Origin of the sequence: Falsiroseomonas sp. (assembly GCF_041690465.1) — a bacterium.
GTDB lineage: Bacteria > Pseudomonadota > Alphaproteobacteria > Acetobacterales > Acetobacteraceae > Falsiroseomonas.
In genome coordinates this window covers 13,236-37,583 of the sequence record NZ_JAWLHG010000029.1, presented here as the reverse complement: position 1 = coordinate 37,583, position 24,348 = coordinate 13,236, and the positions used below count along the sequence as shown (strand labels likewise).

The window sequence follows — 24,348 nt, the reverse complement described above, 5'->3', positions numbered from 1 at the left end:
CCTGTCAGGCATTATCCGGCCAGACGTACTGCGTCCAAGTCGTCCCGTCGAACCGCAAGACGCACTCGTTGCCGCAACTCCAGAGCTCGGTGTCGCTCGCGTCGAGACGATAGAAGCCCAACGGCCCTTCCACCGGGATGTCTACCTCGTCGAGCCTGTCGCCGTTCAGGACGAACAGTCTCTGCTTGGTGCAGACATAGATCCTGCCATGGAACCGCGCCATATCCCAATAGACGACGTTCTCATCGGGTGCCGTCAGGGCCTGCCAGCCAGTGCGGTTGCCGCGGTAGAGCGCATTGCCATAGCCGCAGATATAGACCTCGTCGCGGCTGACGCAGAGCACGCGTTGCAGGCCGACATTGGTCGGCGATTCGAGTTCCGCCCAAGCGCTTCCGTCGTGATGCAGGATCACGCCGTTGAAGCCGACCGCGTAGATGTCGTCCTCCGCCACGCCGTCGATGCTGAGCAGGATCCTGGCCTCTCCGGGCTCGTCGGGAATGTGGACGCCCTGGTCGAAGCGCTGCCAGCCGGTGGCTTCCTCCCGATAAACGTGGTGATGGCCGCCCACCGCGTACCAGCGGGCGCCGATCCGCCGGAGATCCATCAGGAACCCTTCGTCATCCTTGCCGATGTCTTCAAACGATATTCCCTTCTTCGAGATACGGTACAGGCCATGCGCCCGTGCGAGCAGGAGAAGCTGCCGCTCCGGATCCTCTGTGAAGCGAATCGCGTGGAGAATGCCAGAGAGTACACCGTACGATGCCCATTCGCCGTTGTGCACTGTCGGCACCCCGGTCCGGCGGTCATTGCTATCTTCCAGGCTGTAGAGCTGGCCGGTGAAAGCGGCCTCATGAGGTCCCATCACAGCAACGCCTGTGAAGTATTGAGCTTCGGGTTTCCGCTTCCTGCGCTTTGGTCGGGCTCCCATGTATAACCTCCGTTGAGCGGCGTTACATAGATTTGCTTGGGACGGATTTATAGTTGGGCAGAACGAGACCGGCGGCATCCTGCTGTGCATTCAGCTTTGCATCCATATCCACCTTCCCATTCTTGCCCTTGAGGCAGTTCTTGTAGTAATTATCGAGCTGCGCCTTGATGCAATCTAATTGCCTCTTGGTCGGCTGCTTCCCGCCATTGATGCCGGCAGCCGACTTCGCGGCGGCGTTGCGCGCCTGCCGATAGGTTATCTGCCCTTTCGGGGGCTTCTGCGCCAGCTTGTGCTCAATCGGGTCAAACACGGCGTGGCAGTCGCGATGCAGCCCATCGTGCTGGTTCTCGTTATCCACGCAGACGCAGGGCGCGCTGTCGTGCGAGCAGCCCTTGGGATAGGTTGGGTTCTTGAGCTTCCTGCCCCGGCTTCCGCGGGTGCGCGTCCGCATACAGCGGCCGGGTATCAGATGGTGGCCGGTCATCGGCGGAGTCGCCCGGCCACAGGTTAGCGTCTTCTTCTTCGCCTTCGGAGGCCCTGGATCATGGCTCTTGTAGGGTACGAGTTCGAACTTCTTGTCGACACCCTTGCATTTGGGCAGGTCGGTGAAGCCCATTCGCTCTGTGTCGATCATCGGGACCGAGGCGTTCCCCACCTCGCTCCGGTGGTTCGACGTGGTCAGATCGAGATGGCGGACGACGTTCTCCCCCTCGATCTTGATGTTCATGGACCAGGCGCGGAAGTAGGTCTTTGACGTGTTGGAACTGGTGATCAGCCCCTTCTTCGGGGCGCAGCCTGCTTCGTCGCCATTGCATTTCTTGTAGAAGGAGATGTTCCTGAGCATCACCTCCTTCCGGTCGATCCGGACGGACCGGCTGCCCTTTGCTGTGGCGGATGACCTGCTGTTGCTCGGGTAGGGAACGGGCACGCCAGGCGGCGTTGCCGGGGTTTGCGGTGGCGTGAAACAGACGTCGGGAAACGCGGCGATGACCTTGCCGGCACCCGACTTGCAGGCGATCTCCCGCCGGTTGGCGAAGACGCTGTTCCCCATCAGCTCTCCGCCTCCGCCCGCAGCACCACGGCGGCACGGCGGCCATCGTCATTCGCAAGGTGGCAGAGAATGCCCGGACCAGGTGCATAGCCCTTGCGCGCGGCAGCGAGCGTCACGCCCAGCATGCAAGGCATGGCCGCCGCCCCGACTTCGCCGATGCAGTCCGCGGGATGCCAGATGTCGAACTCCTCCTTGCGTCGGCGCAACAGGCGGGAGAGCACCAGAGACGCCTCCTTGAAGGCGTATTGCTCGCCGCTGACGTCGGTGATCCGGTAGTCCAGGTCGTGGATGGCGAGGCCTGCTTCCGCAAGGGCATCGGATACGGCCTTCGTCAGGCCGTCCGCCCGCAGCGGATCGCCTGACAGGATTGTGGCCGTCTCCCGCGCGAATCCGATGCCGAGCACGGCGAGGCCGTTGCCGCGGGCATCCGCCGGACCGAGCAGGAGGGCGCCGCCCGCCTCGCCCGGGATGAAGCCGTCCGTGATGTCGCCGGTGAGGATCCGTTCGTCCTCCTCGTATGCCTGGAGCGTGGCGGCGGAGAGGTAGCTGTCGGCACCGGCGACGATCACGTGCCGCACGCGGCCGTGCTCGATCAGGTGCCTCGCATGGTGCAGCGCGACCACGCCGCCGACGCGCCCCGCAGCGACGGCCCGGGATTCCGGATGGAACGTCACGCCCAGCAGGCCTGCGGCGTGGAGCAAGATTGACATGTCCGGTCCGGCAGGGCGGCCGGGACGCTCCTCCTCGGCGAGGCAGAGGAGAACGGGGATGTCCTCCGGCCTAACCGCGGGCACGAGGCCAAGGCACTCCCGCAGCGGTCCCGCCGCTAGGTGGGCCAGGCGCGCAGTGCCGCGAACGGTCTGCTCGAGCGGCACCTCCGCGCCCACGATCCACTGTCCGCCCGCGGCGATGAAGGCAGTGTCCCTGAAGCCGTCGATCCGCCCGCGGATGGCCGCGCAGCTCGCCGGAGCCGTGAGGCCGACCGCAGTCGCCATGCCGCAGCCGAGGATCCTCAATGCGCTACCCTCACGTGTCGGCCTCCTCGGGATGCGCCCGGGTCCACAGGAGCGCGCCGAGGCCGGGGTAGTAGGGCTTGCCGATGTCCCGCGCGTGCCACCAGGCGGGAGTACCACGGCCGACCAGAACCTCCTCCAGCTCAAATACGCTGCGCTGCAGCGGCCGCACACAGCGCCACACCAGGCAGAGCACGCCCTTTTCCAGCTCGATCAGCACCGTATCCAGCACCGCCCGCCGATGCTCCACCTCCCCGCGCCCCGGGAAGAACGCCACCGGCACCTCCAGCTCCCTCGGCAGGCGGAAGCGCACGCGCCCAGCAGGCGCCAAGTTCAGCAGCACCACCTCTTCCTCCGCCTTCGGCTCGTCGATCTGCTGGTCCTCCGGCGCCGCCTGGAAGTGCCGCACGTCGAAGTCGGTCGGCAGGAAGGGGAACACCTCGTCCAGCCAGCGCTGGTCATACGTGCCGGCCAGTGCGAGGCGTGGCTGCCAGCCGCGTGCCACCGGCCCGAAGCTCATCGGCGCATACTCGCCCCAGGGCAGCAGCACCGGATCTCGCGGATCCTCCGTGTTCGGCACCGGGCGGCCCAGCAGCCGCTCCGCCGAGCGCGGCGCGCCGTAGCCGCGGCCGACGGGGTTGCGCATGTAGGCGCTGGCATTCTCCGGATCCGTGTCGTCCACGCCGCCGAAGGCGCGGTCATAGGTCACCGGCATGGCGAGGAAGGGCATCGGCGCCGAGGGCGCCGGCGTCGCGCCGCGCTGGATCCACTCCCGGTCGCCGACCACGTCGAACACCTTCTGCCAGGCGCCGAGCTTCACGCCGACGCGCACCCGCTCCGCCGGCCTTCCCTCCGGCGCATGGGCCGTGCCGTTCACCAGCACGTCGCAGCGCGGCTTGGCCCAGGCGAACTCGGCCTCGTGCACCGGGGCGGAGAAGCCCGGCTCGCCGGTGAAGGTGTCCGCCATCACCAGCGGCACCTGCCGCTCCTTCGGCGCGAGCACGGCCGGGCCGCCGTCATCGGGGATCAGGAAGGTGCCCTTGGCGACGACGACCACATGCTCGCGCCCCGAAGGATCCACGCCCATCGTCCAGGCCGCCTGCATGGCCGTGGCATTCAGCAGGTTCATGGCATCCCCTCGCGCAGCACGACGGTCGCATCCTCGTCACCGCCCGGCTCGGCACCGGTGCCGTCGCCGGGTCGGATGTGCAGCACCAGCACCGTCACGTTGTCCGTCGCGCCGCGCGCCAACGTCAGTTCCAGCAGGCGTTCGGCCGCCGCCTCCGGCGGCAGTGCCTCGAGCGCGGAGCGGATCTCCGCATCCGCCACATGGCGCGTCAGCCCGTCGCTGCACAGCAGGAAGGCATCGCCGGCCCGCAGCTCGCCCTGTACCCCTTCCAGCACCAGTTCCGGCGCCACGCCGACCGCGCGGGTGATCCGGCTCGACATCGGATGGCCGCGGGCCGCCTCGCGCGTCAGCGCGCCGCGGTCCACCAGCTCCTGCACCAGGCTGTGATCGCGCGTGACCTGCGCAAAGCCATCCGGCCCGGCGCGATAGGCGCGGCTGTCGCCAGCCCAGAGCACGGCGAAGTGCCGCCCGCACATCAACAGCACCACCACCGTGCTGCCCGAGACGCCGCCCGCACCGCCGCCCGTCTGCTGCAGCGCGCGGTTCACCGCTGCGAGCGAGGTCTCGACACGGTCGCGCATGGTCCGCGCATCGGGTGCAGGCGGCAGCGTCGCCAGGGCGTCGATCACCATTCGACTGGCGATGTCGCCGCGCTGGTGGCCGCCCATGCCGTCGGCCACGGCGAAAAGGCCCGCCTCGGGGCGCGCCAGCCAGGCATCCTCGTTCACGCGCCGCACATGGCCGGCATGGCTGACCGCGGCGCACGCGACGGACCACATCCCCGTCATTGCGCCGCCTCCGCCGGATCGGACAGCAGGCGCACGAAGCAGGCGCCCTCCGGAAGCGCCGGCGCCACCAGCGCGCAGGCGCGGACGAAGGGCGAGCCCTCGCACCACAGCAGCACGGCGTGCGCCGCGCCGAAGGCGGCCAGCACCGGCAGGACGGCCGGCTGCAAAGCGCCCTCCGACGACCGCGGCACATGCGCGCAGTTTAACGGTGCGGGCGATGGCGGCGGCGCCAGCGCCGCCACCCCGGCCATCCAGGCATCGGTGTTGGGATCACCGGCCAGGGCGTCGCGGCCGGCCTGCTCCAGCGCCTCGAACCACGGCAGGGCGGCGGCGGTCGCCTCGGCGGGCCCGAACGCCACGCCGATGGCGGCGATGGTCAGCGGGAACAGCCGGCCAGCGGCATCCACGCTGGGCAGCATGACTCCGGCGGCCGGATCCGGGCCACAGGCGGCGGGCGGCAGCGCGAAGCGCCAGACTGGCGCGGCCATGTAGGCCGGCTCGAACCGCGCCGCGAGCGCCTCGCGCGCCGTCGCCAGGCCGCGGACCAGCCAGGCATGCCAGGGATCGGCGAAGCTCGCCGGCAGCCCGCGCAGCAGGAAGTCGCCCTGCGACGGCAGCTTGCCGAAGACTCCGGGCGCGATCACAACCCCTCCGGGCAGGCGAAGCCTGCGAACAGGCTGAGGTTGAAGGGGTTCTCCACGCTGGCCGCGCGCAGCCGCAGGCTGAGCGCGTAGCCGCCGGCGGCCAGCTCCACCACGAAGAGGTCGGGCTGGTCGGTGCGCGCGAAGCGGCCGCTCTCGTGCAGCAGCCGGAAGAGCGCCCAGGGACCTTCGCGCAGCACCGTCAGCGGGGGCCCTCCGCCGCTCGGTGCGAAGCTCAGCCGCACGATGTTCGCTCCCGATGGCGCGGGCCAGACGAAGGCGACGGGGCGCCCCGGCCCATGCGCGTAGCGCAGTTCCTGCCCGTCCACGGCCAGCGTGGCGGAGGCCGCGTTGCCGCTCAGGGCGAGCGGCGTCATGCTGAAGGAGGCCTTCGGCCCCGCTCCGCTGGCGAACAGCGCGGAGGTGATGCGGCGCGCGCGCGCCAGCTGCTGCAATGCGCCGCCGCTCAACCCGATGCCCTGGCTGTCGCGCCATTGCGGCCGCGTGGTGTCCACGAAATTCGCCAGCGGTCCCTTCACGAAGCCGTCGATCAGCCCGTTCGGCCCGAACAGCCGGGCCACGTCCTCGGTATTCGCATCGGCGGGGCTGCCCGGCGAGAAGGGAAAGCGCCCGCCGATCGCCGCGCGGCAGAACTGCAGCACATCCGTGCGCCACACCGCATTGAGCTGCTGCAGCGCGCCCGAGCGTGCAATGCCCGCGGCGCTCCCCGGCGCCGATGCCAGCATCTGCTGCAATGGTTCCGGCATGCGCTGCGCGGTGGCGGCAAGCTGCTGCGCCCAGGTCGTCCCCATGCGCGCGAAGGCCTCGGCCGGGTTGGGCGAGGCCTGCGCCTCCGCGAGCTTCGCATGCGCCGCACCGAAGGCGGCGGCCACCTCGTCGAGCAGCGGCGGCCCGCCGCTCGCGCCCTCGACCAGCGGCCGCAGATGGGCGAAGCGCGCCTCCACCGGTGCGCCGGGCGTCTCCGTGGCCGCCGCTGCGGCGCCGCCCGGCCGGACAAGGCGGGAGAGCCGGTCCACCCGGCTGGTCGCGCTCTGCGCCGCCGCGCGCAGCGCCGCGGTCGCCGTGCCCTCGGCGGGTGGCTGCGCGGCCTGCGGCGGCACGGTCAGCGACGTCTCGCGCAGCACCGCTGCCAGCAGCAGCTTCAGTGGTGAGTTCGGACCGGAGAGCGCCCGCGTCACCTCCACCGCACGCTCGAGCGTGCCCATCGGCGCGACGGTGACGTCCTTCAGCAGGGCATCCCATGCCGCCACGGCGTGCGTATAGTGGAGCTGCAGCATGTCGGATTTCAGCTTGCGGATATCGGCTTCCGACGCGTCCGGCGTGCCGCGCCCGCTCAGCACCCAGTATTCGGCGTAGGCGGCGCGTGCGACCTCGTCGAGCGACGGCAGGACGAGCTGGTGGAAGCCGTCATAGGTGAAGACGGCAGGGATCTCCGCGCCCAGCGGCTGGCCGGAGCGCCTGGTCAGCGCCAGCGGCGCGCTCGGCCCCGCGACATCCGTCACGCGCCATCCCGGCAGCGCCGCGACGGCCGGGCTCGACACCAGCATCCGGTAGGCACGCTGCGCGAGCGGCATGCGCGCCAGCACGGCCTGCGCCTCGGCCACGAGCGGCTGGTCGGGCGCCGGCCGTTCCGACTGCTCCAGCCCCGGCAGGATGGCCGCGAGCGCCGCGACGTGCCGGCGTGCGGAGGCGACGAGGGGAGGCGCGCGCGCCTCCGCCTCGAGCGCGTAGAGCTCCTCCAGCAGTTGCGGCTCCACCGGGGCGCGGCCGACAAGCGAGAGATATGTCTTCAGCTCCTCCACCAGCGCGTCGGGCTCCTGCAGGTGCCTGCGCAGCCCGGCTTCGGTGGTGAGTGCAAGCCGCGGCAGCAGCATCCGCGACAGCGCGTTGCGATAGGCGATGCCGAGCTGTGCCTCCGCCGTGGCGCGCTGGGAGAGGCCCATGCGCAGCGCCAGCGGATCGGCCCGCGCCAGGCGCTGGGAGATGTCGCCCAGCCGGTCGAGCAGCGGCAGCACGGCGGTGAAGTCGGCATCGGCGCTGGTCAGCCGCGTATGCGCGAAGGGCCGCGCCTGTCGCCCCCAGGCCTCCAGCTCGCCCGCCAGGCGCTCGTGACGATCGCGGTTGCCGGCGTAACTCCAGGTCCAGGCGCCAAGCGTCGCCAAGGCGATCACCGCAAGGGAGGCGAGCGCCACGCCGCGCACCAGCCGGTCACGCGTGTCGCGCGCCAGGTCACGGCCGGCCAGGCTCGCTTCGCCGAACACCACGCCTTCCAGCAGGCGGCGCAGGAAGAAGCTGCGGTCGCCGCTGGCGGCGGAGGGTGCCGGCACCGCGCTGCCGATGCTGCGCGCGATGGTCGCCATCAGCCGGTCCACCGGCGTGCCCGTCTGCGTGCCGCTGGTCAGGTAGACGCCGCGCAACCATGCACCGCGCTCGTAGGTGGAGGCGCGGAAGCAACGCTCGGCGAAGCGCACGATCTCGTCCGACAGGCTCGCGACTTGTGCAGGGAAGCCGAAGACCTGCGCGCGCCGTGCGAGGTCCTGCTCCGCTGCCAGGCGCCGCGGCAGCCGCCGGTCCAGCCGGGCCACCAGGCCGGCCAGCGCGTCCCGCAGCGCAGGCGCCGAAGGTGGCTCGGTGTGGCCGGGCTGACGCGCGAAGCTGTGGCCCCAGACCTGCTCGCGCTCCGCCTCGCCGAGATCCGCGAAGAATGGCTCGAAGCCGGCGATCAGGTCGGCCTTGGTGACCAGCAGGTAGACCGGCAGGCGCAGGCCCAGCCGCCCCTCGATCTCGTCCAGCCGCGCGCGGATGCGCGCGGCGTGGTCAACGCCCCCGGCCTGCAGCAGGTCGCGCGTGGAGATCGCGACGAGGACGCCGTTCAGCGGCTGGCGCGGCCGCCGCTCTCGCAGCAGGTCCAGGAAGCCGAGCCAGGCGGCCTTGTCGGCCTCCGGATCGCTCTCCTGCGTGGTGTAGCGGCCGGCGGTGTCGATCAGCACCGCCTCGTCGGTGAACACCCAGTCGCAGTAGCGGGTGCCACCGACGCCGCGCAGTTCCTGGATCTGGCCGGCGCGCAGGCTGAGGCCGGATTGTGCCAGCGCCGTTGTCTTGCCCGAAGCGGGCGGCCCGATCATCACGTACCAGGGCAACTGGTAGAGCCAGCGCCGCCCGCCGCGCCCGCCGAGCCGGCGGTGCCTGAGCTGGTCGAGCGCCGCGAGGAAGCGGCGGTCGAGCTCCGCGACCTCCTCGGAGCCGGGCGCCCTCCTCGCGGCCGGCTCCGCCAGCGCCGCCACCAGCTTCTCGTTGGAGCGCCGCGCGCGGGCCTGCGCCAGCAGGTTCCATGCGCCCCATACGACCGCGATGCACAGGATCACCACGAGCCGGGCCACCGGCGTGCCGAGGGGACGTGTCTCGCCGACCGCCACGAGGTCGCCGAAGAACCACACCAGCAGCGAGAGCACGACCGCGCCGACCAGGCTCCAGAACCACCTGGCGCGCAGCACGGACAGGAGGGAACGGAGCGCGCTCATCGCAGCAGCAGGATCTCCACGCGGCGGTTGCGGGCCCGCCCATCCTCGGTCGCGTTGGAGGCCGCGGGGTCCGCATCCGCACGGCCCGTCACCTGGATGCGCTGGCCGAGGACCGGCCGCGCCACCGCCGCCACCGCCTCGGCGCGCGCGCGGGAGAGTTCCCAGTTGCTCGGGAAGCGCGCGGTGCGGATCGGCACGTTGTCCGTGTGGCCGACGATCGCGATGCGTCCCTCCGCCTCCTTCAGCACCTCCGCAATGCAGGCGACGAGCGGCGCGACCGCGGATTGCAGCTGCGCACTGCCCGAGGCGAAGAGGCCCGCATTCGGCAGGCGCACGCGCACGCCCTGCAGGTTCTCCACCACCGCCTCCGCATCGCGCTGCGCAGCCGCCGGCAGGCATTCCCGGATCCGCGGCGCCAGCGCAGCGGCGCGCGGCACCTGCACTGCCACGGGCTGCGCGGTGACCGGCGCCTGCCGCACGATGCCGACGGGTCCGGCGGGCGGCAGCGCCGCCACTACCGCATCGAGCTGCGCGGTCTCGCTGCCCAGACGCATGGCCAGCCCGGCATAGACGAGCACGAGCACGCCCAGCACGCCGGTCGCATAGACCCAGAGCGGGATGCGGCGGGTGATCGGCACATGCGCGGCCTCAACCCCGCGCCAATGCGGCGAGAGCTCCTGCTCCTCCACCCCGTCCAGGCGCCGCAGCGTGTCCAGTACCTCGGCACGGAGCTGGCGCAGCGTCGCCTGTCCCTGCGGCTCCAGCCGGTAGGCGCCCTCGAAGCCGAGCGCGAGGCAGGCGGCCATCAGCTCCAAGGCCGGCCGGCTGCGCTCCGGCTGCCGCTTCGCCTGGTCGAGATAGGCGAAGAAGTGCTCGCCCGCGGCGGCGTCATGGTGCAGCGCGCCGGCCAGGCTGTTCGCGCGCCAGATCCCATGCGCGCCCCAGGGCGTGTTGAGGATCACGTCATCCAGGAAGGCGCACAGCGCATAGTGCCCCAGTGCAACCAGCCGCGTGTCCACGCCGCGCGCCTGCGCGCGGTCCGCGAAGGACTGCAATTCCGCCTCGAGCTGCGAGCGGAGGTGCTCGGGCGGTGCCGGCGGCGTGCGTGCGCGCAACAGCGGCGCCAGCGAGAGCAGGCCGAAGGCGCACTCCACCAGCGGCCCGCGGCCCGGCGTGCCGGAGACCGCGGCGATGCTGCCTGCGGCGCGCAGCGGCGATGCCGGGCGTGCTTCGGGTGCGGGCCTGCTCGCGCCTGCCGGCCGGCCACCGGGCAGCGGGCGCGCGATCTGCGTGCGCTCGCTGTCCGCCAGGCCGAACGGGTCGTCGTCTGAGCCCATGCCACGCATGCTCCCTTCGGTGTCGCGGCGTCAGCCGCGCACCGCCCAGCACTCCATCTCCATCCCCTCGCGCAGCTCGCCGGTGACGTGGATGGCGAGCCCCGCCGATCTCGGCAGGCGCCGCCACAACTCGTTGTTCCGGTCGAGCTCGAAATAGACCATCTGCCGACGCACCGGGATCTCGCGCGGCACCGTCGGAACGTGGCGCAGCGGAATGCCCGGCACGGCGGAGCGCACCATGGCCTGCAGCTCCTCCGCCGGTCCGATGGTGATCTGGCCCGGCAGGCGCTGCCGGATCGCATCCGGCGGGTGCGGCGCCTGCACGGCGAGGTAGAAGGAGGCATCCTCGAACAAGGCGCGGTCCTGCACCTCCGCCGCGCGCGCCCCGCTGGGGAAAAGGCGCAACGGGATCTGCACCGCGCGCCGGTCCGGCCGCGCCAGCTCCAGCAGCGCGCGCCGGAGCTCGATCACCAGCGGGCGGAAGCCGAGCCACGGCTCGGCGTGCCGATAGGGCTCGATCGCCGGCGCCACCGCGTCGCCGGTGGAGAAGCTGGTCGCCTCGGCCAGCAGCTCCAGCATCCAGAGATACAGCTCCTCCGGATGCGCCGCACGTTGCGCCGCCAGGTGCCGCGCGCCGGCCAGGTAGCGGTTGCAGACCAGCAGCGCCAGGAAGTCCGCCAGATCGCCTGCGCCCTGCGGGCGCCGCCCGGTGACGAAGGCCGCGCGTTCCCGCGCGATGCTCTCGAGCTTGCCCACCAGCTCCTCCACCACGCCGACCAGCCAGGGCGAGGCGCCGAAGCGCAGGCAAGGTACCGGGAATTCCGCATCCAGCAGCAGCGCGCGGTCGGTGCCGACCGCCGCCACGCGCGCGGCGGCGAGGTGCACATAGGCGTCGCGCGGCGCATCGTCCGCCAGCAGCCGGAAGCGGAGCTGCGCGATGTGCACCGGAGCCGAGCCTGCATCCGCCTCCGCAACGCTGTCGCGGATCTCCACCTCGCGCGCGGCGTAGCGCGCACCGGTCGGCTGGTGCCCGACCGGATCTATCTCGGCAGACCCGGCAAGCCGCACCGGCAACGCCAGGTGCACCACGGACTGTGCGGCCGTCGGCGGGATCTCCAGCGGATCGGGGCACGGCCCCTCGTCGGGCAGCGCGAAGGCGGTGCCATCCGGCATCACGCCCACCGCGCGGCGGATCGCGATCTTGCCCTGCGCCAGCAGCCCCTGCTCCAGCTCCAGCTCGCGGAAGCCCCAGCCATGCTGCCGCGCGCCCAGGGTGCAGGCGCGCATCAGCGCCTCAACCCAGCGATCCTGCTGCTGCAGGTGCTGCGTGCGGAGCAGCATCCCCTCGGACCAGACGACGCGGCCGGGATGCGTCATGCCGCGCCCTCCACCAGCGTCAGGCCGGTCGCACCGAGCGTCGCGGCATAGGTGTTGTCCTCGTTCGGCCGCACCGGCGCCCAGGCGCGCCAGCCGGCGCGGTCATAGGCGAAGTAGGACCCGACGATGCCGACGAAGCGCGTGCCGGGCTTCGCCTCGAACTGCACCGGCACGGTCTCTCCGGGGCTCACCACCACCTCCTCGCTGCCGAGCAGGTCGGCGCCGAGCGCCTTCGCCGCATCGGAGTCGATGGCGAAGTAGTCGGCCTGCGAGAACGCGGAGGTGCCCGCCAGCTGCAGGATGCGTACGCGGATCGGCTTGGGCGCGCCCGCGGCATCGGGGTTGACGTCCGCGCCGGCGCGCAGCTGCAGCGCCACCTGCGTCGGCGGCGGCGGGCCGCCGCAGCCGACGGCAAGCGCCGCGGCGAGGCCTGGCGAGAGCAGCAATGCGCGCCGCCTCATCGCCGGCCCTCCTGGCGCGGCTCGTCCGGCCCGGGGTGCGTCGCGACCTGCTCCGCCTTGCGGGCATAGGCCTCGCGGAAGGCATCGTCCATGCGGCCGAGGAAGCGCGTGCGCGCGGCCTTCGCGATCTCCTCGTAGCGGTCCTCGTAGAGCTCCCACAGCCGCGCGCGCCGCCCGCCCTGCATGATCGCCGCGAGCAGCCCTTCCTCCTCCAGCCGCTGCTCCAGCGCCTCGGGGTCGAAGAGCTGCAACAGCTCCGCCACGGCCGACTGCACGCCCTCCAGCAGCGCGAGCTCATGCGCCTTCAGGTCGCGGAAGGCGGCATCCACCGCCGCGGCCGGCGGCAGGTAGCCCTCCTCGCGCGCGCCCAGCAGCGCCGCCGTCGCCTCCCGCCCGGTGACCGAGAGCTTCAGCGGATTGTTCAGCGCGGCGCTGATCTGGGTGCGCGTGACGCCGGTCTGGTCCTTGATCGCCGCCCGCACCGCGAGCAGCTCGCGCACCCCGTTGGCCAGGCGCGCAAAGACGGTGCCGGCTTCCCGCAGGAAGGCCTCCGGGTCGCGCCCCGCCGCGAAGGCCGGCCGCAACCCCGCACCTTCCAGGAAGGCCGCAAGCAGCGCGCTGCCCTCGGCCGCGGGCTGTCGCGGCGCCTCGCCCGCAGGCTTCCGCGCCTCGGCCGGCGGCTCGGAGGCAGCCAGCGGATCCTGGAACTCCGGCGTGGTGCGCTGCGGCTCCGGCACGGGGCCACGCGGGGGCAGTGCCTCCATCTGCGGCGGGGCTTCGGACGGCGGCGCCTGCTCCGGCGGCGCGACGGCGCGGGCGCCGCGCGGCAGAGGCCGCAGCTCGGCACTGAACACGCCGGCGAGCGGATCCTCCTGCATCGTGCCCGGCAGCGGCGTTCCTTCCGGCACGGCGAAGAGATCGGCCGGGCCGCCGCGGCCGAACAGCGTGCCCGCATCGTCAGGCGCGCCCGGGCGCAACAGGGGAGGGGGCGGCAGCTCGAGGCCTGGCGCGCCGGGGCCCCGCGGCAGGCCGAGCGGCGGCACCGCCAGCCCGGGCGCGCCGCGCCGCCACGGCTCCGCCAGCTCCACGTGCAGGCGGCACTGGCCGATCTCCAGCGCCTCGCCGCCGCGCAGCGGCACCGGCACGCGCGGCACCAGTGCGCGGCCATCCACGCGCGTGCCGTTGGTGCTGCCCAGATCCGTGACGCTCGCACCGTCCGGCCCGTTGGCGAAGCGACAGTGGCGGCGCGACACGGTCGGCTTCGGCGCGCTCTCCTTCAGCACCCAGTCACTGTCCGGCCCGCGCCCGACCGAAAGCTCCCCGCGCGCCAGCTCCCGGCTCTCGCCGGTCTCCTCCAGCGTGAGTACGAGCAGCCTGAGGCTGTCCGCGCGTTCGTCAGTCGAAGGCATAGGTCAGTCGCCCATCGGCGGCGCCGACATGCACGCGCGCCAGTGGCCGGCGCTCCCGCAGCCGCATCAGGATCTCGCGGCTGACGGCGGGCAGCAGCGTGCCGGTCAGGATCGCATCCACCATGCGCGCGCCGCTCTCCGTCTCGGTGCAGCGGCCGCGGATCAGCTCCACCACCGCCGGCTCGTAGGTGAAGGGAACGCCACGGCTGCGCGCCACCCGCCCGGCGACGCGGCCGAGCTGGAGGCGGATGATCTGGTCCAGCGTCTCCTGGCTGAGCGGGTAGTACGGCACCACGGTGAGCCGCCCGAGCAGCGCGGCGGGGAAGGTCTTGCGCAGCGTCGGGCGCAGCTCCCTGACCAGCACCTCCGGCTCCGGCCGCAGCTCCGGATCGGCGGTGAGCTGCATGATCTGGTCGGACCCGACATTCGAGGTGAGGATGACCAGCGTGTTGCGGAAGTCGATCCGCCGCCCTTCCGCATCGGCCATCCAGCCCTTGTCGAAGACCTGGAAGAAGATCTCGTGGACGTCGGGGTGCGCCTTCTCCACCTCGTCGAGCAGTACGATGCTGTAGGGCTTGCGCCGCACCGCCTCGGTCAGTCGCCCGCCCTCGCCATAGCCGACATAGCCCGGGGGCGCGCCCTTCAGGGTGGAGACGGTGTGGGCCTCCTGGAATTCCGACATGTTGATGGAGATGACGTGCTCCTCGCTGCCGAAGAGCTGCTCGGCCAGCGCCAGCGCGGTCTCCGTCTTGCCGACGCCGGAGGGGCCGACCAGCAGGAAGACGCCCTTCGGCTTCCCCTCGTGCTCCAGCCCCGCGCGCGCCGTCTCGATGCGCCGCGCGATCTCGTCCAGCGCATGGTCCTGCCCCACCACGCGCCCGCGCAGCGCCGCCGCCATGCCGAGCACCGCCGCGATCTCATCGGCGAGCATCCGGCCCACCGGGATGCCGGTCCAGCTCTCGATGATCGCGGCGACGGCCTGGCCGTCCACGGCCGGCAGCACCAGCGGCGCCTCGCCCTGCAGCTTCGCCAGTTCCTCCTGCAGCGCCTGCGCACGGGCGAGTGCCTCGGGATCGCCCTCGGCACGGTCGCGCAGCTCCGCCCGCAGCGCGAGCAGCTTCTCCACCACCTCCTTCTCGGCGGCGTAGTGCGCTTCCAGCCCGGCCAGTTCCTTTCGCGCCGCCTCGATCTGCGTGCCCACCGCCGCCTCGCGCTCCGCATGCGGCAGGCCGATGCGGCGCTCGCGCCCCAGCCCCGCCTGCTCGCGCTCCAGGTCGGCGATGCGGCGCCGCGCATCCTCCACGCCGGGCGGCGTGGCCTCCCGGCTCATCGCGACGCGCGCGCAGGCCGTGTCGAGCACCGAGACTGCCTTGTCCGGAAGCTGCCGTCCCTGGATGTAGCGCGCCGAGAGCTTGACGGAGGCGCCCAGCGCCTCCTCCAGGATCTGCACCTCGTGGTGCCCCTCCAGCGTGGAGGCCACGCTGCGCACCATCTCGACCGCCGCCTTCTCGTCCGGCTCGTCCACCTGCACCACCTGGAAGCGGCGGATCAGCGCAGCATCCTTCTCGATGTGCTTCTTGTATTCGGCCCAGGTGGTCGCCGCGATGGTGCGCAGCGTGCCGCGCGCCAGCGCCGGCTTCAGCAGGTTGGCCGCATCGCCCGTGCCGGCCGCGCCGCCTGCGCCGATCAGCGTGTGTGCCTCGTCGATGAACAGCACGATCGGCTGGTCGGAGGCTGCGACCTCCTCCACCACCGCCTTCAGCCGGCTCTCGAACTCGCCCCGCGCGGAAGCGCCGGCCTGCATCCCGGCGACGTCGAGAGAAAGCAGGCGCACGTTGCGCATCGGCTTCGGCACGTCGCCGCCTGCGATGCGCTGCGCCAGCCCCTCCACCAGCGCGGTCTTCCCCACGCCGGCCTCGCCCAGCACCATGGGATTGTTCTGGCGCCGCCGCATCAGGATGTCGATGACGGTGCGCACCTCCTTGTCGCGCCCCTGCACCGGATCCATCCGGCCGGCGTGCGCATCGGCCGTCATGTCGCGCGTGAACTTCGCCAGCGCGCTCTCGCGCTGCCCTGGCAGCGACGCGGCGGCCGGTGCGCCGGCCGGCGCCTCCGCCGGCACTGCATCCGCCTCCTCGGTCGAGCCGCGGGTCAGCTCCTGGAAGCGCGCGGCGAGTGCGGTGCCGTCCAGCGTGCGGAAGGCGCCCGAGATGTCGAACAGCAGCCGCGCCAGCTGCGGGTCGTCCAGCATGCCGTGCAGCAGATGCCCGGTGCGGATGCGCGCGCCGCCGAACACCAGGCTCGCGCTGATCCAGCCGCGCTCGATCGCCAGCTCCAGCTCCCGGCTGAAGTCGAGATGCGAGGAGCGCGCGCGGTGCAGACGCTCCAGCGCGCGGCCGACATCGGCCAGCAGCGCCTCCCGCTGCACCCCGAGCCGGTCGAGGATGAGCGGCACGTCGCAGCCATCCGTGCGCAGCCAGATCGAAAGCCAGTGCAGCGGCTCGATGTAGCCGTCGCCGCGCGCGCGCGCGAACTCGAAGGCGCCCTGCAGCGTCTTCATCGCGACGCTGCCGAGCCTGCCGAAGACCACGTCGCGGGTGATGGTCGTCATCTGCGCTCGTCCGCTTCCGTATGGCCGCTGGCGCTGCCGGGCAGCACCACCTCGTCGCTGTCCTGCGCGCGTGGACGCCGCGCGGCGATCCAGCTCGTCCAGTTCAGGCGCGCCGTGCCGTCCAGCCGCAGCACCGGCACCTCCTCATGGCGCAGCACGAGCTGCACGTCCCAGTCGAGCTCCGGCCCCGGCACCCTTGCGACCATCGCATCCAGCTTCGCGCGCGAGTCGCCGTCCGGCAGGAAACGCAGGAAGTCGCACAGCCCGAGCGGCCCCAGCACGATGCGGAACCGGTGGTGGCGCGCCCAGACACGCGTGCCGACCACGCTTCCCTGGCCGAGGCGCGGCGCGCTCTCGCCCCTCACGAGGCGCGTGTGCGCATGTGCCGGGATGCACAGCCAGGCGCCGACGAACTCCTGCACGCGCACCGGCACCGCGAAGTAGAGCGTGATCAGCCGCGCCAGGGCTTCCGGCGGCCTGGTCTGCATCGCCAGCAGCCCGGCCGCGAACAGCATGAACCGCTCCGGCAGCGCCGATCGCCCGCGGAAGCCCGGCCCTGCCATGCCCGCCACCGCGCGCAGCCGCTGCGCGAAGCGGTTCTCGGCGGGGCGGTCCTGCTCCACCGCCGGCCGCGCGCCGGCATGGGCGCGCCAGTACAGCGCCAGCATCCGGTGATGGAACACGTCGCAGAAATCCGCCAGCACCGGGTCCGCGTTCTGCCGCGCACGCGTCAGCGCCTCGCGCGAGACATGCAGCGGCAGCGGCCCCTGCGGGCCGAACAGCCCGAACGCGTAGGTCAGCAGCCGCGGCGCGCGTCCCGCCTGCCCGCCGGCGAAGCCGGCGATCTCGGCAGGGGGGAAATGCATGTGCGGCGGCTGGCCGAGCCGCACGGGCTCGTCCTGCGCGCGCCGGGCACGGCCCATGCGCGGCCGGTCCGGATGCGCTGCCTCGATCAGCCGCAGCGCCGCGAAGAGCCCGAACCGCTCGGGCGCCGCCATCAGCGCGGCGAGATCCGCCGCCTCCGCGCGGGACGCCCCGACCGAGCCGGCGGCGTCCGGGCTCAGGCGAGATGCCGGCTGCCGGTATGGCTCGGCCAACGCATGATCTCCCCGCGCTCACTGGTGCGCAGCACCGTCTCGATGAAGCTGTTCAGCGTGACGTGCCGCCTCAGGAAAGTCTCCAGCACGCCGCCCAGGACGAAGGCGCCGCCCTGCTGGAACGCTGCCTCGGCAAGCTCCAGCGTCACCTCCAGCCCGCGCCCGAAGGCGATCGGACCGCCGCCTGGCAGCCGGCCCGTCACCGTGCGCGCAGCGACATGGCGCACCGCTTCGACATGCCGGGCCAGCTGCGGCTCCGCATCGGCGCCGTAGAGCTCCAGCATGCCGCGCAGCGCCTCCGCGCCGCGCCCATCCACCAGCGAGTGGTGGTTCAATGCCAGGTGCCCGACCAGCCGCCAAGCCACGTCGCCCCAGATCCCGCCGCCCGGCGGGGCCATCGTCGCCGGGGAGGGGCGCGGCGCCGTCAGCCCGCCCAGCACCCGGGCTCCGGCGAGCGGCCCGCCTCCTTCCACCGTGAAATGCATCTCGCCGGCCGGCAGCGGCAGGCGCAGCGGCAGGTCGCGGTTGGAAGCGAGCACTTCCACGTCCAGCCGCTTCAACTCGCGCTGCAGCTTCCCGCCTTGCGTGTCGCAGAGCTGGATCCAGACCTCGCTGCCCAGATGGGCGGAGCGTGCCGAGCGCGCGCGCTCCTCCGCGGCGCCGAGCAGCCGCTGGCGCCGCTCCACCGTGTAGTAGCCGCCGGACCCGGGCGCCTCCCGGGCCGGCGCGGCGTGGAACGGGCCGAATGCTGCGCTCTCCCGTCCATCCGCGCCGAAGCCCGTGACCCGCGTGACCGAGAAGACCTCGTGGTCCAGCGGGTGCGCGCGGTCCACCACGACGTGGTGCTCGTCCTCGTACGGCTCCACCAGGATCGGCTTGGCGCGGCGCGGGAACAGGTTGAGCGCGGGCGTGGCGAAGAGCGTGAACTGGTCCTTCGTCACCGCCCCGTCCAGCGCCGGCTCGAACCGGTCGAGGAGCGCCAGCAGCTCGATCCCGCTGCCCGATACGCGCCGGACCAGCGGCTGAAGCCCCTCCAGCGCCACGAACAGGAAGCGGTCGGGCAGGGCGAAATACTCGCGCAGCAACCGGAAGCCCGAGAAGCCGCGCGGCGAAGGCGGGAACAGCGCCTCCTCCTCCGCGAAGCCGACACGCGAGACGCGCCCGCCGGCGACCGGTGCCGCCGCCTTGTCGCCTTCCGCCCGGCCCGCCATCCCGCAGCCGTGCCCGACCAGCGCCTCGTAGAGCAGTTGCGCCACCCGGTCGCGGCTCGCCAGGTGCAGCACCAGGCGGTCGAGCGCAAGGCCTGCGAAGGCCACGCCGCCGCGCGTGCGCAGCCGCAGCAGCAGCCCCGCCCGGACCCGCCCCGCCGGTGCGATGCCCTGCGCCGCCAGTGTCGCTGCGGAGAGATAGCGCGCCTCTGCGATCTCCACCGGCCAGACCGTCACGGGATGCGCGGTGGTCATGATGCAGCGGCTGGCTTCGCCCGGGACGATCCGGCTCACTAGCCGGCTGCCCTGCGGCACGGCGAAGCCCTTCTCGAGCGGCGGCGCATCCGGCGCCGGCTCCAGCGCAACGATCCCGGCGGCCGGCGTCGGCGCCAGGTAGTCCGGGTAGATCATCTCCAGCAGGTGCTGGGAGAGCAGCGCGCCGTCGCCATCCAGCTTGTGCTGCACGCGCGCGGCCAGGAAGGCGAAGCCGTCCAGCAGCCATTCCACATGCGGGTCCGCGCAGCTGTCCGCATCCAGCCCGAAGCGGTTGGCGATGCGCGCATGATCGCTGGCGAACTCGCCGGCCAGGTCGCGCACGAAGCGCAGCTCCTGCTCGTAGTAGTCCAGGAAGCGCGCATCGCGGATCATGCCGTGCGCTCCGGCCCGGCGAGCGCCACATGGCCCGCATCGAGGTCGAGGATCGTGCGCACCAGCAGGTGCTCCGGCACGGGATAGCCCCAGAGTTCCGCCTCGATCACCAGGTCCACCGGGCTCGCCAGCGCGCCGCCGCCCGCCGGTGGCTGCGCCGGGCGCACCCGGACCTGGCGCAGCCGCGGCTCGTAGCACTCGATGGCGCGCTCGATCTCGCGGGCCAGCGCGACGAGATCGTCCATCGTGCGCACATGCCCGGCGAGGCCAGGGATGCCGTAGTTCAGAACGCTCGCGCGGACCGCCGGGAACGGCGCCAGCACGGCGTCCCCGACCGTTGGATCGGCCTCCGTAGCGGTGGTGTTCAGCAGGCTGAGCAGGTCGCGCAGCACCGCCTCGCGCAGCGCCGCGGCCGAGAGCACCACTGCGCTGCGCATCTCCCGCCGCCGCGCGCGCTCCAGCTGCAGCACGCGTTCGACCAGCGCGCGCGCTTCCTCGCCGAGGTTGGAGAGGGCCGCCATTCCCTCCTCACCGGGCCGGCCTTCCTCCTGCAGCAGCCGCGCCAGCGCCGCGCGTCCGGGCGCGTCCAGCAGCCGGTCCAGCGCCGCGCGATCCTGCGCAAGCTGCGCAATCTCCGGCGCCAGGCTGTCGCCCAGCCGATCGAACAGCGAGGGCTGCAGCCGCTCCTTCGGCCAGGCGCTAGCCATCCGTCGCCGCCTCCTCGGAATCGAAGCGGAGGCGGCGGATATCGAGGAAGGCGTGGTCGCCGAGGTCACTGGCGAGCATACGCTGGCCGAGCCCGCACTGCTCGCCGTCCCGCTCGATCCAGCGCGTCGCACGCGCCAGCCGGACCGCGTCCTCCGCCTCCCGTTCCGTATCTGGGTACCGCGCCGGCACGAAGCCGCCGAGTTCTCGCCCGGCCGCCAGGCGGAAGGTGACGGGCTGCCAGACCAGGTCGCGCATCGCGCCCGGCGCCGTGGCGCGCAGTTCCTCCAGCCGGTCGAGCGGCAGCCAGCGGTACTGCCCTTCCACTACGGCCTCCAGCGCAGGGCCGAGCCGCGGATCCGCATCCATCAGCCAGGCGAAGCGCTCCTCGCCGATGCTCCCCGCGCGGGCTGGCGCAGAAGCCCGCGCGCGGGCACGCAGCTCCCGCGCCTCTGCCGGCGCGCCTTCGCCGTCCAGCCGCAGCGCCTCCGCCAGCATGGCCAACCACGCCGGCGGCTCGCCGAGCGCCACCGGCTTTTCCCTGCCTGCGAAGACGCGCTGCCGCACGACTTCCGCATCCAGAAGCCGGCCGTACACATGCGCGAACAGCGCGTATTCGGGATCCAGCTTCACCAGCATCTCGAGCTGCGATCGCGCGCGCGTCCAGTCGCCGACGACGGCGGAAAGCTGGAACAGCGCCATGCGCGGCGCGGGCGCCCCCGGCGCGGCCCGGATCGCGGCGGCCGCGGCCACGATCTCCTCCTGCAATGCTCGCGGTGCGGGGGCCGGCTCGGTCATGCGCGCGCACTCGCCTGCTGATTGGCCTACTCCGACTTGTTCTCCTTCACGTTCCAGGTGAGCGTGGTCGGCGCATCCGCGGTGCCATCGGCCTTCTGCGGCGTGTATTCCACTTTCACCTTCCCGAAATTTATGGCGACGGTCTCCATCAGCCGATCCTGCTCGCCCGCCCCACCGGCATCCACCGAGGAGATGAAGCAGTCGCTCATCGTGATCTTGAGGTATTCCACCGGCGATTCGCCGGCCTTGCGCACCGTCAGCACCGCCTCCGGGACGTGCTTCCCGTTGCAGCAGAACAGCATGAGGTTGGTGGAGGCCTTGTCCACGTATTTCGCGAAGCTCAGGTCGCGCACCTGCACCTTTCCCGTGCCGCTGCCGGCGCCGGTGCCTGCCAGGAACGAACCCGCCTGCGACATCCCCCAGTTCCACGAGACCACGTCGATTTCGTTCTTGTGGCTCGAATCCTGCGCCTCGCCCTCCGCTCCCTCGATCTTGATGAAGATGTCGACTGCCATGGTCCCCTCCTCTCATGTCCGGGCGGCGGGATGGCCGCGAGGTGCGCTCGTCAGGCCGCTTTCTTCAGCGAAGGCAGCTTCGAGACGAGCCGCAGGCTGATGTTCACGCCTTCGAGCTGGTAGTGCGGGCGCAGGTAGAAGCGCGCGTTGTAGTAGCCGGGATTGCCCTCGACCTCCTCCACGACGACCTCGGCCGCACGCAGCGGCCGGCGCGCCTTCGTTGCTTCGGAAGATGTGTCGGGGCTGCCGTCCACGTAGTTCCTGGTGATCCAGTTCTGCAGGTATTTCTGCATGTCCTCGCGTTCCTTGAAGGAGCCGATCTTGTCGCGCACGATCGCCTTCAGATAATGCGCGAAGCGGCAAACGGCGAAGAGGTAGGGCAGGCGCGCCGAGAGATTGGCGTTCGCCGTGGCGTCGGGATCCTCGTACTCCTGCGGCTTGTTCAGTGACTGCGCGCCGATGAAGGCGGCGATGTCGGTGTTCTTGCGATGCAGGACGGGCATCATGCCGAGCTCGGCCAGTTCCTTCTCCCGCCGGTCGTCGATGGCGATCTCGGTCGGGCATTTCATCGCCACGCCGCCATCGTCCGTCGGGAAGGTGTGCACCGGCAGGTTCGTCACCGCGCCGCCGGATTCCACGCCGCGGATCCGCGTGCACCAGCCATACAGCTTGAAGGCACGCGTGATGTTGGTCGCCATCGCGTAGGCGGCGTTCATCCAGCAGTAGCGATGATGGTCGGTGCCGCGTACCTCCTCCTCGAAATCGAAGGCCTCGACCGGCTTCGTCTTGGCGCCGTAGGGCAGCCGCGCCAGTACGCGCGGCAAGGTCAGCCCGATGTAGCGGCTGTCCTCGCTCTTCCGCAGCGAGTTCCACTTGGCGTAGGCCGGCGTGCTCGCGATCTTCGCGAGGTCGCGCGGGTTCATCAGCTCCTGCCAGCTCTCCATGTTGAACAGGCTCGGCGCCGCGGCGGCTATGAAGGGCGTATGCGCGGCGGCGCAGATGTTCGCCATGTTGCCCAGCAGCGCAACGTCGGCGGGGCTGTTGTCGAAGTAGTAGTCGCCGACGAGGCAGCCGAACGGCTCGCCGCCGAACATCGAGTACTCCTCGGTGTACACCTTCTTGAAGACCGGGCTCATGTCCCAGGCCGCGCCTTCGAACTTCTCGAGCGTGCGGCCAAGCTCCGCCTTGGAGACGCTGACGAAGCGGATCTTCAGCATCCGGTCGGTTTCGGTGTTGTTGACCAAGTGGTGCAATCCGCGCCACGCGCCTTCCATCCTCTGGAAGTCCTCGTGGTGCAGAATCCCGTTCACCTGCTCGGTCAGCTTCCTGTCCAGGGCGGCGATCATCGCCTGGATGGAGCGGATGGCATCAGCGGAGATGAGCCGTGCATTCTGCAGCGCCTGGTCCACCAGCACCTCGACCGCGCCGCGGATCTGCTCCTCCTGCTCGCGGTCGCGCGGGCGGAAGGCGCCGCGCAGCAATGCGTCGAATGCCTCGGCCTTCGGCGCCTCGGCGGGTGCCGGTGCGGGCTGGGCCTGTTCGAGCGGCTGACGGTCGGACATGCGTGCTCCTCGCGTGGTCAGCCGGCGGCGTCGGCGGGTTTCGTCTCACCGCCCGCCTCGGGCGGCTTCGGTGCGGCGGAAAGCGCCTGCTGCAGCGCCTTGTCCTGCAGAAGCTGCGCGATGAGCTGCTCGGCGTTGTCCTTGCCGTCCATGTAGGTCAGCAGGTGCGAGAGCCGCTCGCGCGCCTCCAGCAGCTTGCGCAGCGGCTCGACCCGGCGCGCGATGGCATCGGGGGCGAAGTCGGCCAGGCTCTCGAAGGTCATGTCGATCGCCATGTTCCCCTCGCCCGAGAGTGCGTTCGGCACGGTGAAGGCCACGCGTGGCTTCAGCGCCCTCATCCGGTCGTTGAAGGAATCCACGTCGATCTCGAGGAACTTGCGCTCCGCCACGGGTGGCAGCGGCTCCGCGCGCTTACCGACGAGGTCTGCCATGACCCCCATCACGAAGGGCAGCTCGACCTTCTTCTCCGAGCCGTAGATCTCGACGTCGTACTCGATCTGGACGCGCGGTGGCCGGTTGCGCTGGATGAACTTCTGGCCTTCTTCCTGCGGCATCGCTCTTCCTCGGCTTGTCGGCACCCGCAAGGTCGCGGGTCACCATCTCATTTCTTCTCCTCGCTCGCGCCCGCCACGGCCTGCAGCTCCTTCAGCCCGGTCGGCGCCAGCTCCTTGATCGCATCCAGGAAGGACAGTGGAACCAGCCGCTTCGCGCGCAGCACGAGCAGCGGAACCGGGCTCGATGGTTCGTTCGCCCGGTAGTATTCGAGCACCTCATTCAGCACGCGCACGACGTCGTCGCGCGAGTGGATCGCGCCGTTGGGCAGCGCTGCCGGCCCCTCCGGGATGCTGCCCTCCGCAGCGCCGGCGGCGGGCCTGGGCAGGCCTGCCGCGGCGAACTTCCGCTCCACCGCGTCGAGGGCGTGCAGCAGCGTCTCGAAGCCGAGCTGCGGGTCCTGGCCTGGTCCGAAACGCGTGACGAAGAGGGCGCCGATGCGTCCGATGGCCGCCCGTGCCTGCTCAACGGCCCGGCGCGTCGCGGCATCGGGGACGGCATTGATCACCGCCGCGTCCAGCTCCGTCCTCAGCGCTGCGAGCGATGGCCCGCTCGCCAGCAGCGCATCCAGCGGGCAACTGAAATTCGTGACGCCGAGCTGCGTCAGCGTGAACAGCCGCCGCATGAAACGCTCGCGCGGATCGGGCTCGTCCGCATGTTGCGGCGGCAGCGTGTCCCAGTAGCGCTCCAGCCCCTCGGAAATGAGCTGCAGCCCGGCTGCAAGGCCCGGTATGCCTTCGGCGGACAGCGCCGCCCGCGTCAGCCACACCCAGGCCCGGAGGTCCCGCGACGCACGCGCCAGCTCCACCGCGCGCTCCAGATGGCGTCCCCAGTCCGGTTGCTGGGCGGACGTCGCGATGGCCCGGAAATCCTCGTAGTGCGGCAGCTCGTCCAGCGTTCCGCCACATGGCTGCGCATCGCTCACCGGCGCCAGCAATGCGGCATGATCGAAAGGCATTCGGAGCGGAACCTTCGC

Annotated in this window: 20 protein-coding genes; all 20 read right to left on the bottom strand. The window is 71.7% G+C overall.

All coding sequences use genetic code 11. The annotated features are described in order from the left end of the window. Positions 1 to 4: 4 nt before the first annotated feature. Complete coding sequence (locus tag ACESM1_RS21975) at positions 5 to 862, bottom strand: hypothetical protein (RefSeq protein ID WP_372623351.1); 858 nt, start codon at positions 860 to 862, stop codon at positions 5 to 7. Positions 863 to 950: 88 nt separating this feature from the next. Continuing rightward, positions 951 to 1,979, bottom strand: coding sequence for a DUF4150 domain-containing protein (locus ACESM1_RS21970; protein ID WP_372623350.1), 1,029 nt, complete (start codon positions 1,977 to 1,979; stop codon positions 951 to 953). Next, positions 1,979 to 3,112 carry a hypothetical protein gene (locus ACESM1_RS21965; RefSeq protein ID WP_372623371.1) on the bottom strand — a complete coding sequence of 378 codons (1,134 nt, stop codon included), beginning with the start codon at positions 3,110 to 3,112 and terminating at the stop codon, positions 1,979 to 1,981. The genes ACESM1_RS21970 and ACESM1_RS21965 overlap by 1 nt, the downstream gene beginning before the upstream one ends. Next, on the bottom strand, positions 3,006 to 4,121 hold the full coding sequence (locus ACESM1_RS21960) for a DUF2169 domain-containing protein (protein ID WP_372623349.1): 1,116 nt from the start codon (positions 4,119 to 4,121) through the stop codon (positions 3,006 to 3,008). Before ACESM1_RS21960 ends, ACESM1_RS21965 begins: the two co-directional genes overlap by 107 nt. Further along, entirely contained in the window at positions 4,118 to 4,909 is a 792-nt protein-coding gene (locus tag ACESM1_RS21955) for a PP2C family protein-serine/threonine phosphatase (protein WP_372623348.1), read from the bottom strand. Before ACESM1_RS21955 ends, ACESM1_RS21960 begins: the two co-directional genes overlap by 4 nt. Continuing rightward, the gene (gene tagF, locus ACESM1_RS21950) at positions 4,906 to 5,553 is read right to left on the bottom strand and encodes a type VI secretion system-associated protein TagF (protein WP_372623347.1); all 648 of its coding nucleotides are present in this window, start codon (positions 5,551 to 5,553) and stop codon (positions 4,906 to 4,908) included. Before tagF ends, ACESM1_RS21955 begins: the two co-directional genes overlap by 4 nt. After that, on the bottom strand, positions 5,550 to 9,092 hold the full coding sequence (tssM, locus tag ACESM1_RS21945; RefSeq protein ID WP_372623346.1) for a type VI secretion system membrane subunit TssM: 3,543 nt from the start codon (positions 9,090 to 9,092) through the stop codon (positions 5,550 to 5,552). Before tssM ends, tagF begins: the two co-directional genes overlap by 4 nt. Beyond that, positions 9,089 to 10,429 (bottom strand): type VI secretion system protein TssL, long form, encoded by a 1,341-nt coding sequence (gene tssL / locus ACESM1_RS21940; RefSeq protein WP_372623345.1) that lies wholly within the window; start codon positions 10,427 to 10,429, stop codon positions 9,089 to 9,091. Before tssL ends, tssM begins: the two co-directional genes overlap by 4 nt. 30 nt (positions 10,430 to 10,459) lie before the next feature. Continuing rightward, positions 10,460 to 11,806, bottom strand: coding sequence for a type VI secretion system baseplate subunit TssK (gene tssK, locus ACESM1_RS21935; RefSeq protein ID WP_372623344.1), 1,347 nt, complete (start codon positions 11,804 to 11,806; stop codon positions 10,460 to 10,462). Further along, positions 11,803 to 12,267: a type VI secretion system lipoprotein TssJ gene (tssJ, locus tag ACESM1_RS21930; RefSeq protein WP_372623343.1), complete on the bottom strand. Its 465-nt coding sequence runs from the start codon at positions 12,265 to 12,267 to the stop codon at positions 11,803 to 11,805. The genes tssK and tssJ overlap by 4 nt, the downstream gene beginning before the upstream one ends. After that, complete coding sequence (gene tagH, locus ACESM1_RS21925; protein ID WP_372623342.1) at positions 12,264 to 13,676, bottom strand: type VI secretion system-associated FHA domain protein TagH; 1,413 nt, start codon at positions 13,674 to 13,676, stop codon at positions 12,264 to 12,266. Before tagH ends, tssJ begins: the two co-directional genes overlap by 4 nt. Continuing rightward, complete coding sequence (gene tssH / locus ACESM1_RS21920) at positions 13,663 to 16,287, bottom strand: type VI secretion system ATPase TssH (protein WP_372623341.1); 2,625 nt, start codon at positions 16,285 to 16,287, stop codon at positions 13,663 to 13,665. The genes tagH and tssH overlap by 14 nt, the downstream gene beginning before the upstream one ends. Then, on the bottom strand, positions 16,284 to 17,384 hold the full coding sequence (gene tssG / locus ACESM1_RS21915; RefSeq protein ID WP_372623340.1) for a type VI secretion system baseplate subunit TssG: 1,101 nt from the start codon (positions 17,382 to 17,384) through the stop codon (positions 16,284 to 16,286). The genes tssH and tssG overlap by 4 nt, the downstream gene beginning before the upstream one ends. Then, entirely contained in the window at positions 17,348 to 19,240 is a 1,893-nt protein-coding gene (tssF, locus tag ACESM1_RS21910; RefSeq protein ID WP_372623339.1) for a type VI secretion system baseplate subunit TssF, read from the bottom strand. The genes tssG and tssF overlap by 37 nt, the downstream gene beginning before the upstream one ends. Next, the gene (gene tssE / locus ACESM1_RS21905) at positions 19,237 to 19,947 is read right to left on the bottom strand and encodes a type VI secretion system baseplate subunit TssE (RefSeq protein ID WP_372623338.1); all 711 of its coding nucleotides are present in this window, start codon (positions 19,945 to 19,947) and stop codon (positions 19,237 to 19,239) included. Before tssE ends, tssF begins: the two co-directional genes overlap by 4 nt. Beyond that, positions 19,940 to 20,743: a type VI secretion system accessory protein TagJ gene (locus tag ACESM1_RS21900; protein WP_372623337.1), complete on the bottom strand. Its 804-nt coding sequence runs from the start codon at positions 20,741 to 20,743 to the stop codon at positions 19,940 to 19,942. The genes tssE and ACESM1_RS21900 overlap by 8 nt, the downstream gene beginning before the upstream one ends. Positions 20,744 to 20,769: 26 nt before the next feature. After that, positions 20,770 to 21,258: an Hcp family type VI secretion system effector gene (locus ACESM1_RS21895; protein ID WP_372623336.1), complete on the bottom strand. Its 489-nt coding sequence runs from the start codon at positions 21,256 to 21,258 to the stop codon at positions 20,770 to 20,772. Between the two features lie 50 nt (positions 21,259 to 21,308). Further along, a complete protein-coding gene (gene tssC, locus ACESM1_RS21890) occupies positions 21,309 to 22,820 on the bottom strand; it encodes a type VI secretion system contractile sheath large subunit (protein ID WP_372623335.1) in 1,512 nt (503 codons plus the stop codon). A 17-nt stretch (positions 22,821 to 22,837) separates the two neighbouring features. Continuing rightward, the gene (gene tssB, locus ACESM1_RS21885; protein ID WP_372623334.1) at positions 22,838 to 23,374 is read right to left on the bottom strand and encodes a type VI secretion system contractile sheath small subunit; all 537 of its coding nucleotides are present in this window, start codon (positions 23,372 to 23,374) and stop codon (positions 22,838 to 22,840) included. A 47-nt stretch (positions 23,375 to 23,421) separates the two neighbouring features. Then, complete coding sequence (locus ACESM1_RS21880; RefSeq protein WP_372623333.1) at positions 23,422 to 24,330, bottom strand: ImpA family type VI secretion system protein; 909 nt, start codon at positions 24,328 to 24,330, stop codon at positions 23,422 to 23,424. Between the last annotated feature and the right edge of the window lie 18 nt (positions 24,331 to 24,348).

Excerpts from the sequence above, each read along its gene's own strand:
- tagH (WP_372623342.1), bottom strand. The coding sequence starts at position 13,676 with ATGCCTTCGACTGACGAACGCGCGGACAGCCTCAGGCTGCTCGTACTC.
- ACESM1_RS21955 (WP_372623348.1), bottom strand. The coding sequence starts at position 4,909 with ATGACGGGGATGTGGTCCGTCGCGTGCGCCGCGGTCAGCCATGCCGGC.
- ACESM1_RS21975 (WP_372623351.1), bottom strand. The coding sequence starts at position 862 with ATGGGACCTCATGAGGCCGCTTTCACCGGCCAGCTCTACAGCCTGGAA.
- tssK (WP_372623344.1), bottom strand. The coding sequence starts at position 11,806 with ATGACGCATCCCGGCCGCGTCGTCTGGTCCGAGGGGATGCTGCTCCGC.
- tssJ (WP_372623343.1), bottom strand. The coding sequence starts at position 12,267 with ATGAGGCGGCGCGCATTGCTGCTCTCGCCAGGCCTCGCCGCGGCGCTT.
- tssE (WP_372623338.1), bottom strand. The coding sequence starts at position 19,947 with ATGGCTAGCGCCTGGCCGAAGGAGCGGCTGCAGCCCTCGCTGTTCGAT.
- tssC (WP_372623335.1), bottom strand. The coding sequence starts at position 22,820 with ATGTCCGACCGTCAGCCGCTCGAACAGGCCCAGCCCGCACCGGCACCC.
- ACESM1_RS21895 (WP_372623336.1), bottom strand. The coding sequence starts at position 21,258 with ATGGCAGTCGACATCTTCATCAAGATCGAGGGAGCGGAGGGCGAGGCG.
- tssM (WP_372623346.1), bottom strand. The coding sequence starts at position 9,092 with ATGAGCGCGCTCCGTTCCCTCCTGTCCGTGCTGCGCGCCAGGTGGTTC.
- tssL (WP_372623345.1), bottom strand. The coding sequence starts at position 10,429 with ATGGGCTCAGACGACGACCCGTTCGGCCTGGCGGACAGCGAGCGCACG.
- tssF (WP_372623339.1), bottom strand. The coding sequence starts at position 19,240 with ATGATCCGCGATGCGCGCTTCCTGGACTACTACGAGCAGGAGCTGCGC.
- tssB (WP_372623334.1), bottom strand. The coding sequence starts at position 23,374 with ATGCCGCAGGAAGAAGGCCAGAAGTTCATCCAGCGCAACCGGCCACCG.
- ACESM1_RS21880 (WP_372623333.1), bottom strand. The coding sequence starts at position 24,330 with ATGCCTTTCGATCATGCCGCATTGCTGGCGCCGGTGAGCGATGCGCAG.
- ACESM1_RS21970 (WP_372623350.1), bottom strand. The coding sequence starts at position 1,979 with ATGGGGAACAGCGTCTTCGCCAACCGGCGGGAGATCGCCTGCAAGTCG.
- tssH (WP_372623341.1), bottom strand. The coding sequence starts at position 16,287 with ATGACGACCATCACCCGCGACGTGGTCTTCGGCAGGCTCGGCAGCGTC.
- ACESM1_RS21960 (WP_372623349.1), bottom strand. The coding sequence starts at position 4,121 with ATGAACCTGCTGAATGCCACGGCCATGCAGGCGGCCTGGACGATGGGC.
- ACESM1_RS21900 (WP_372623337.1), bottom strand. The coding sequence starts at position 20,743 with ATGACCGAGCCGGCCCCCGCACCGCGAGCATTGCAGGAGGAGATCGTG.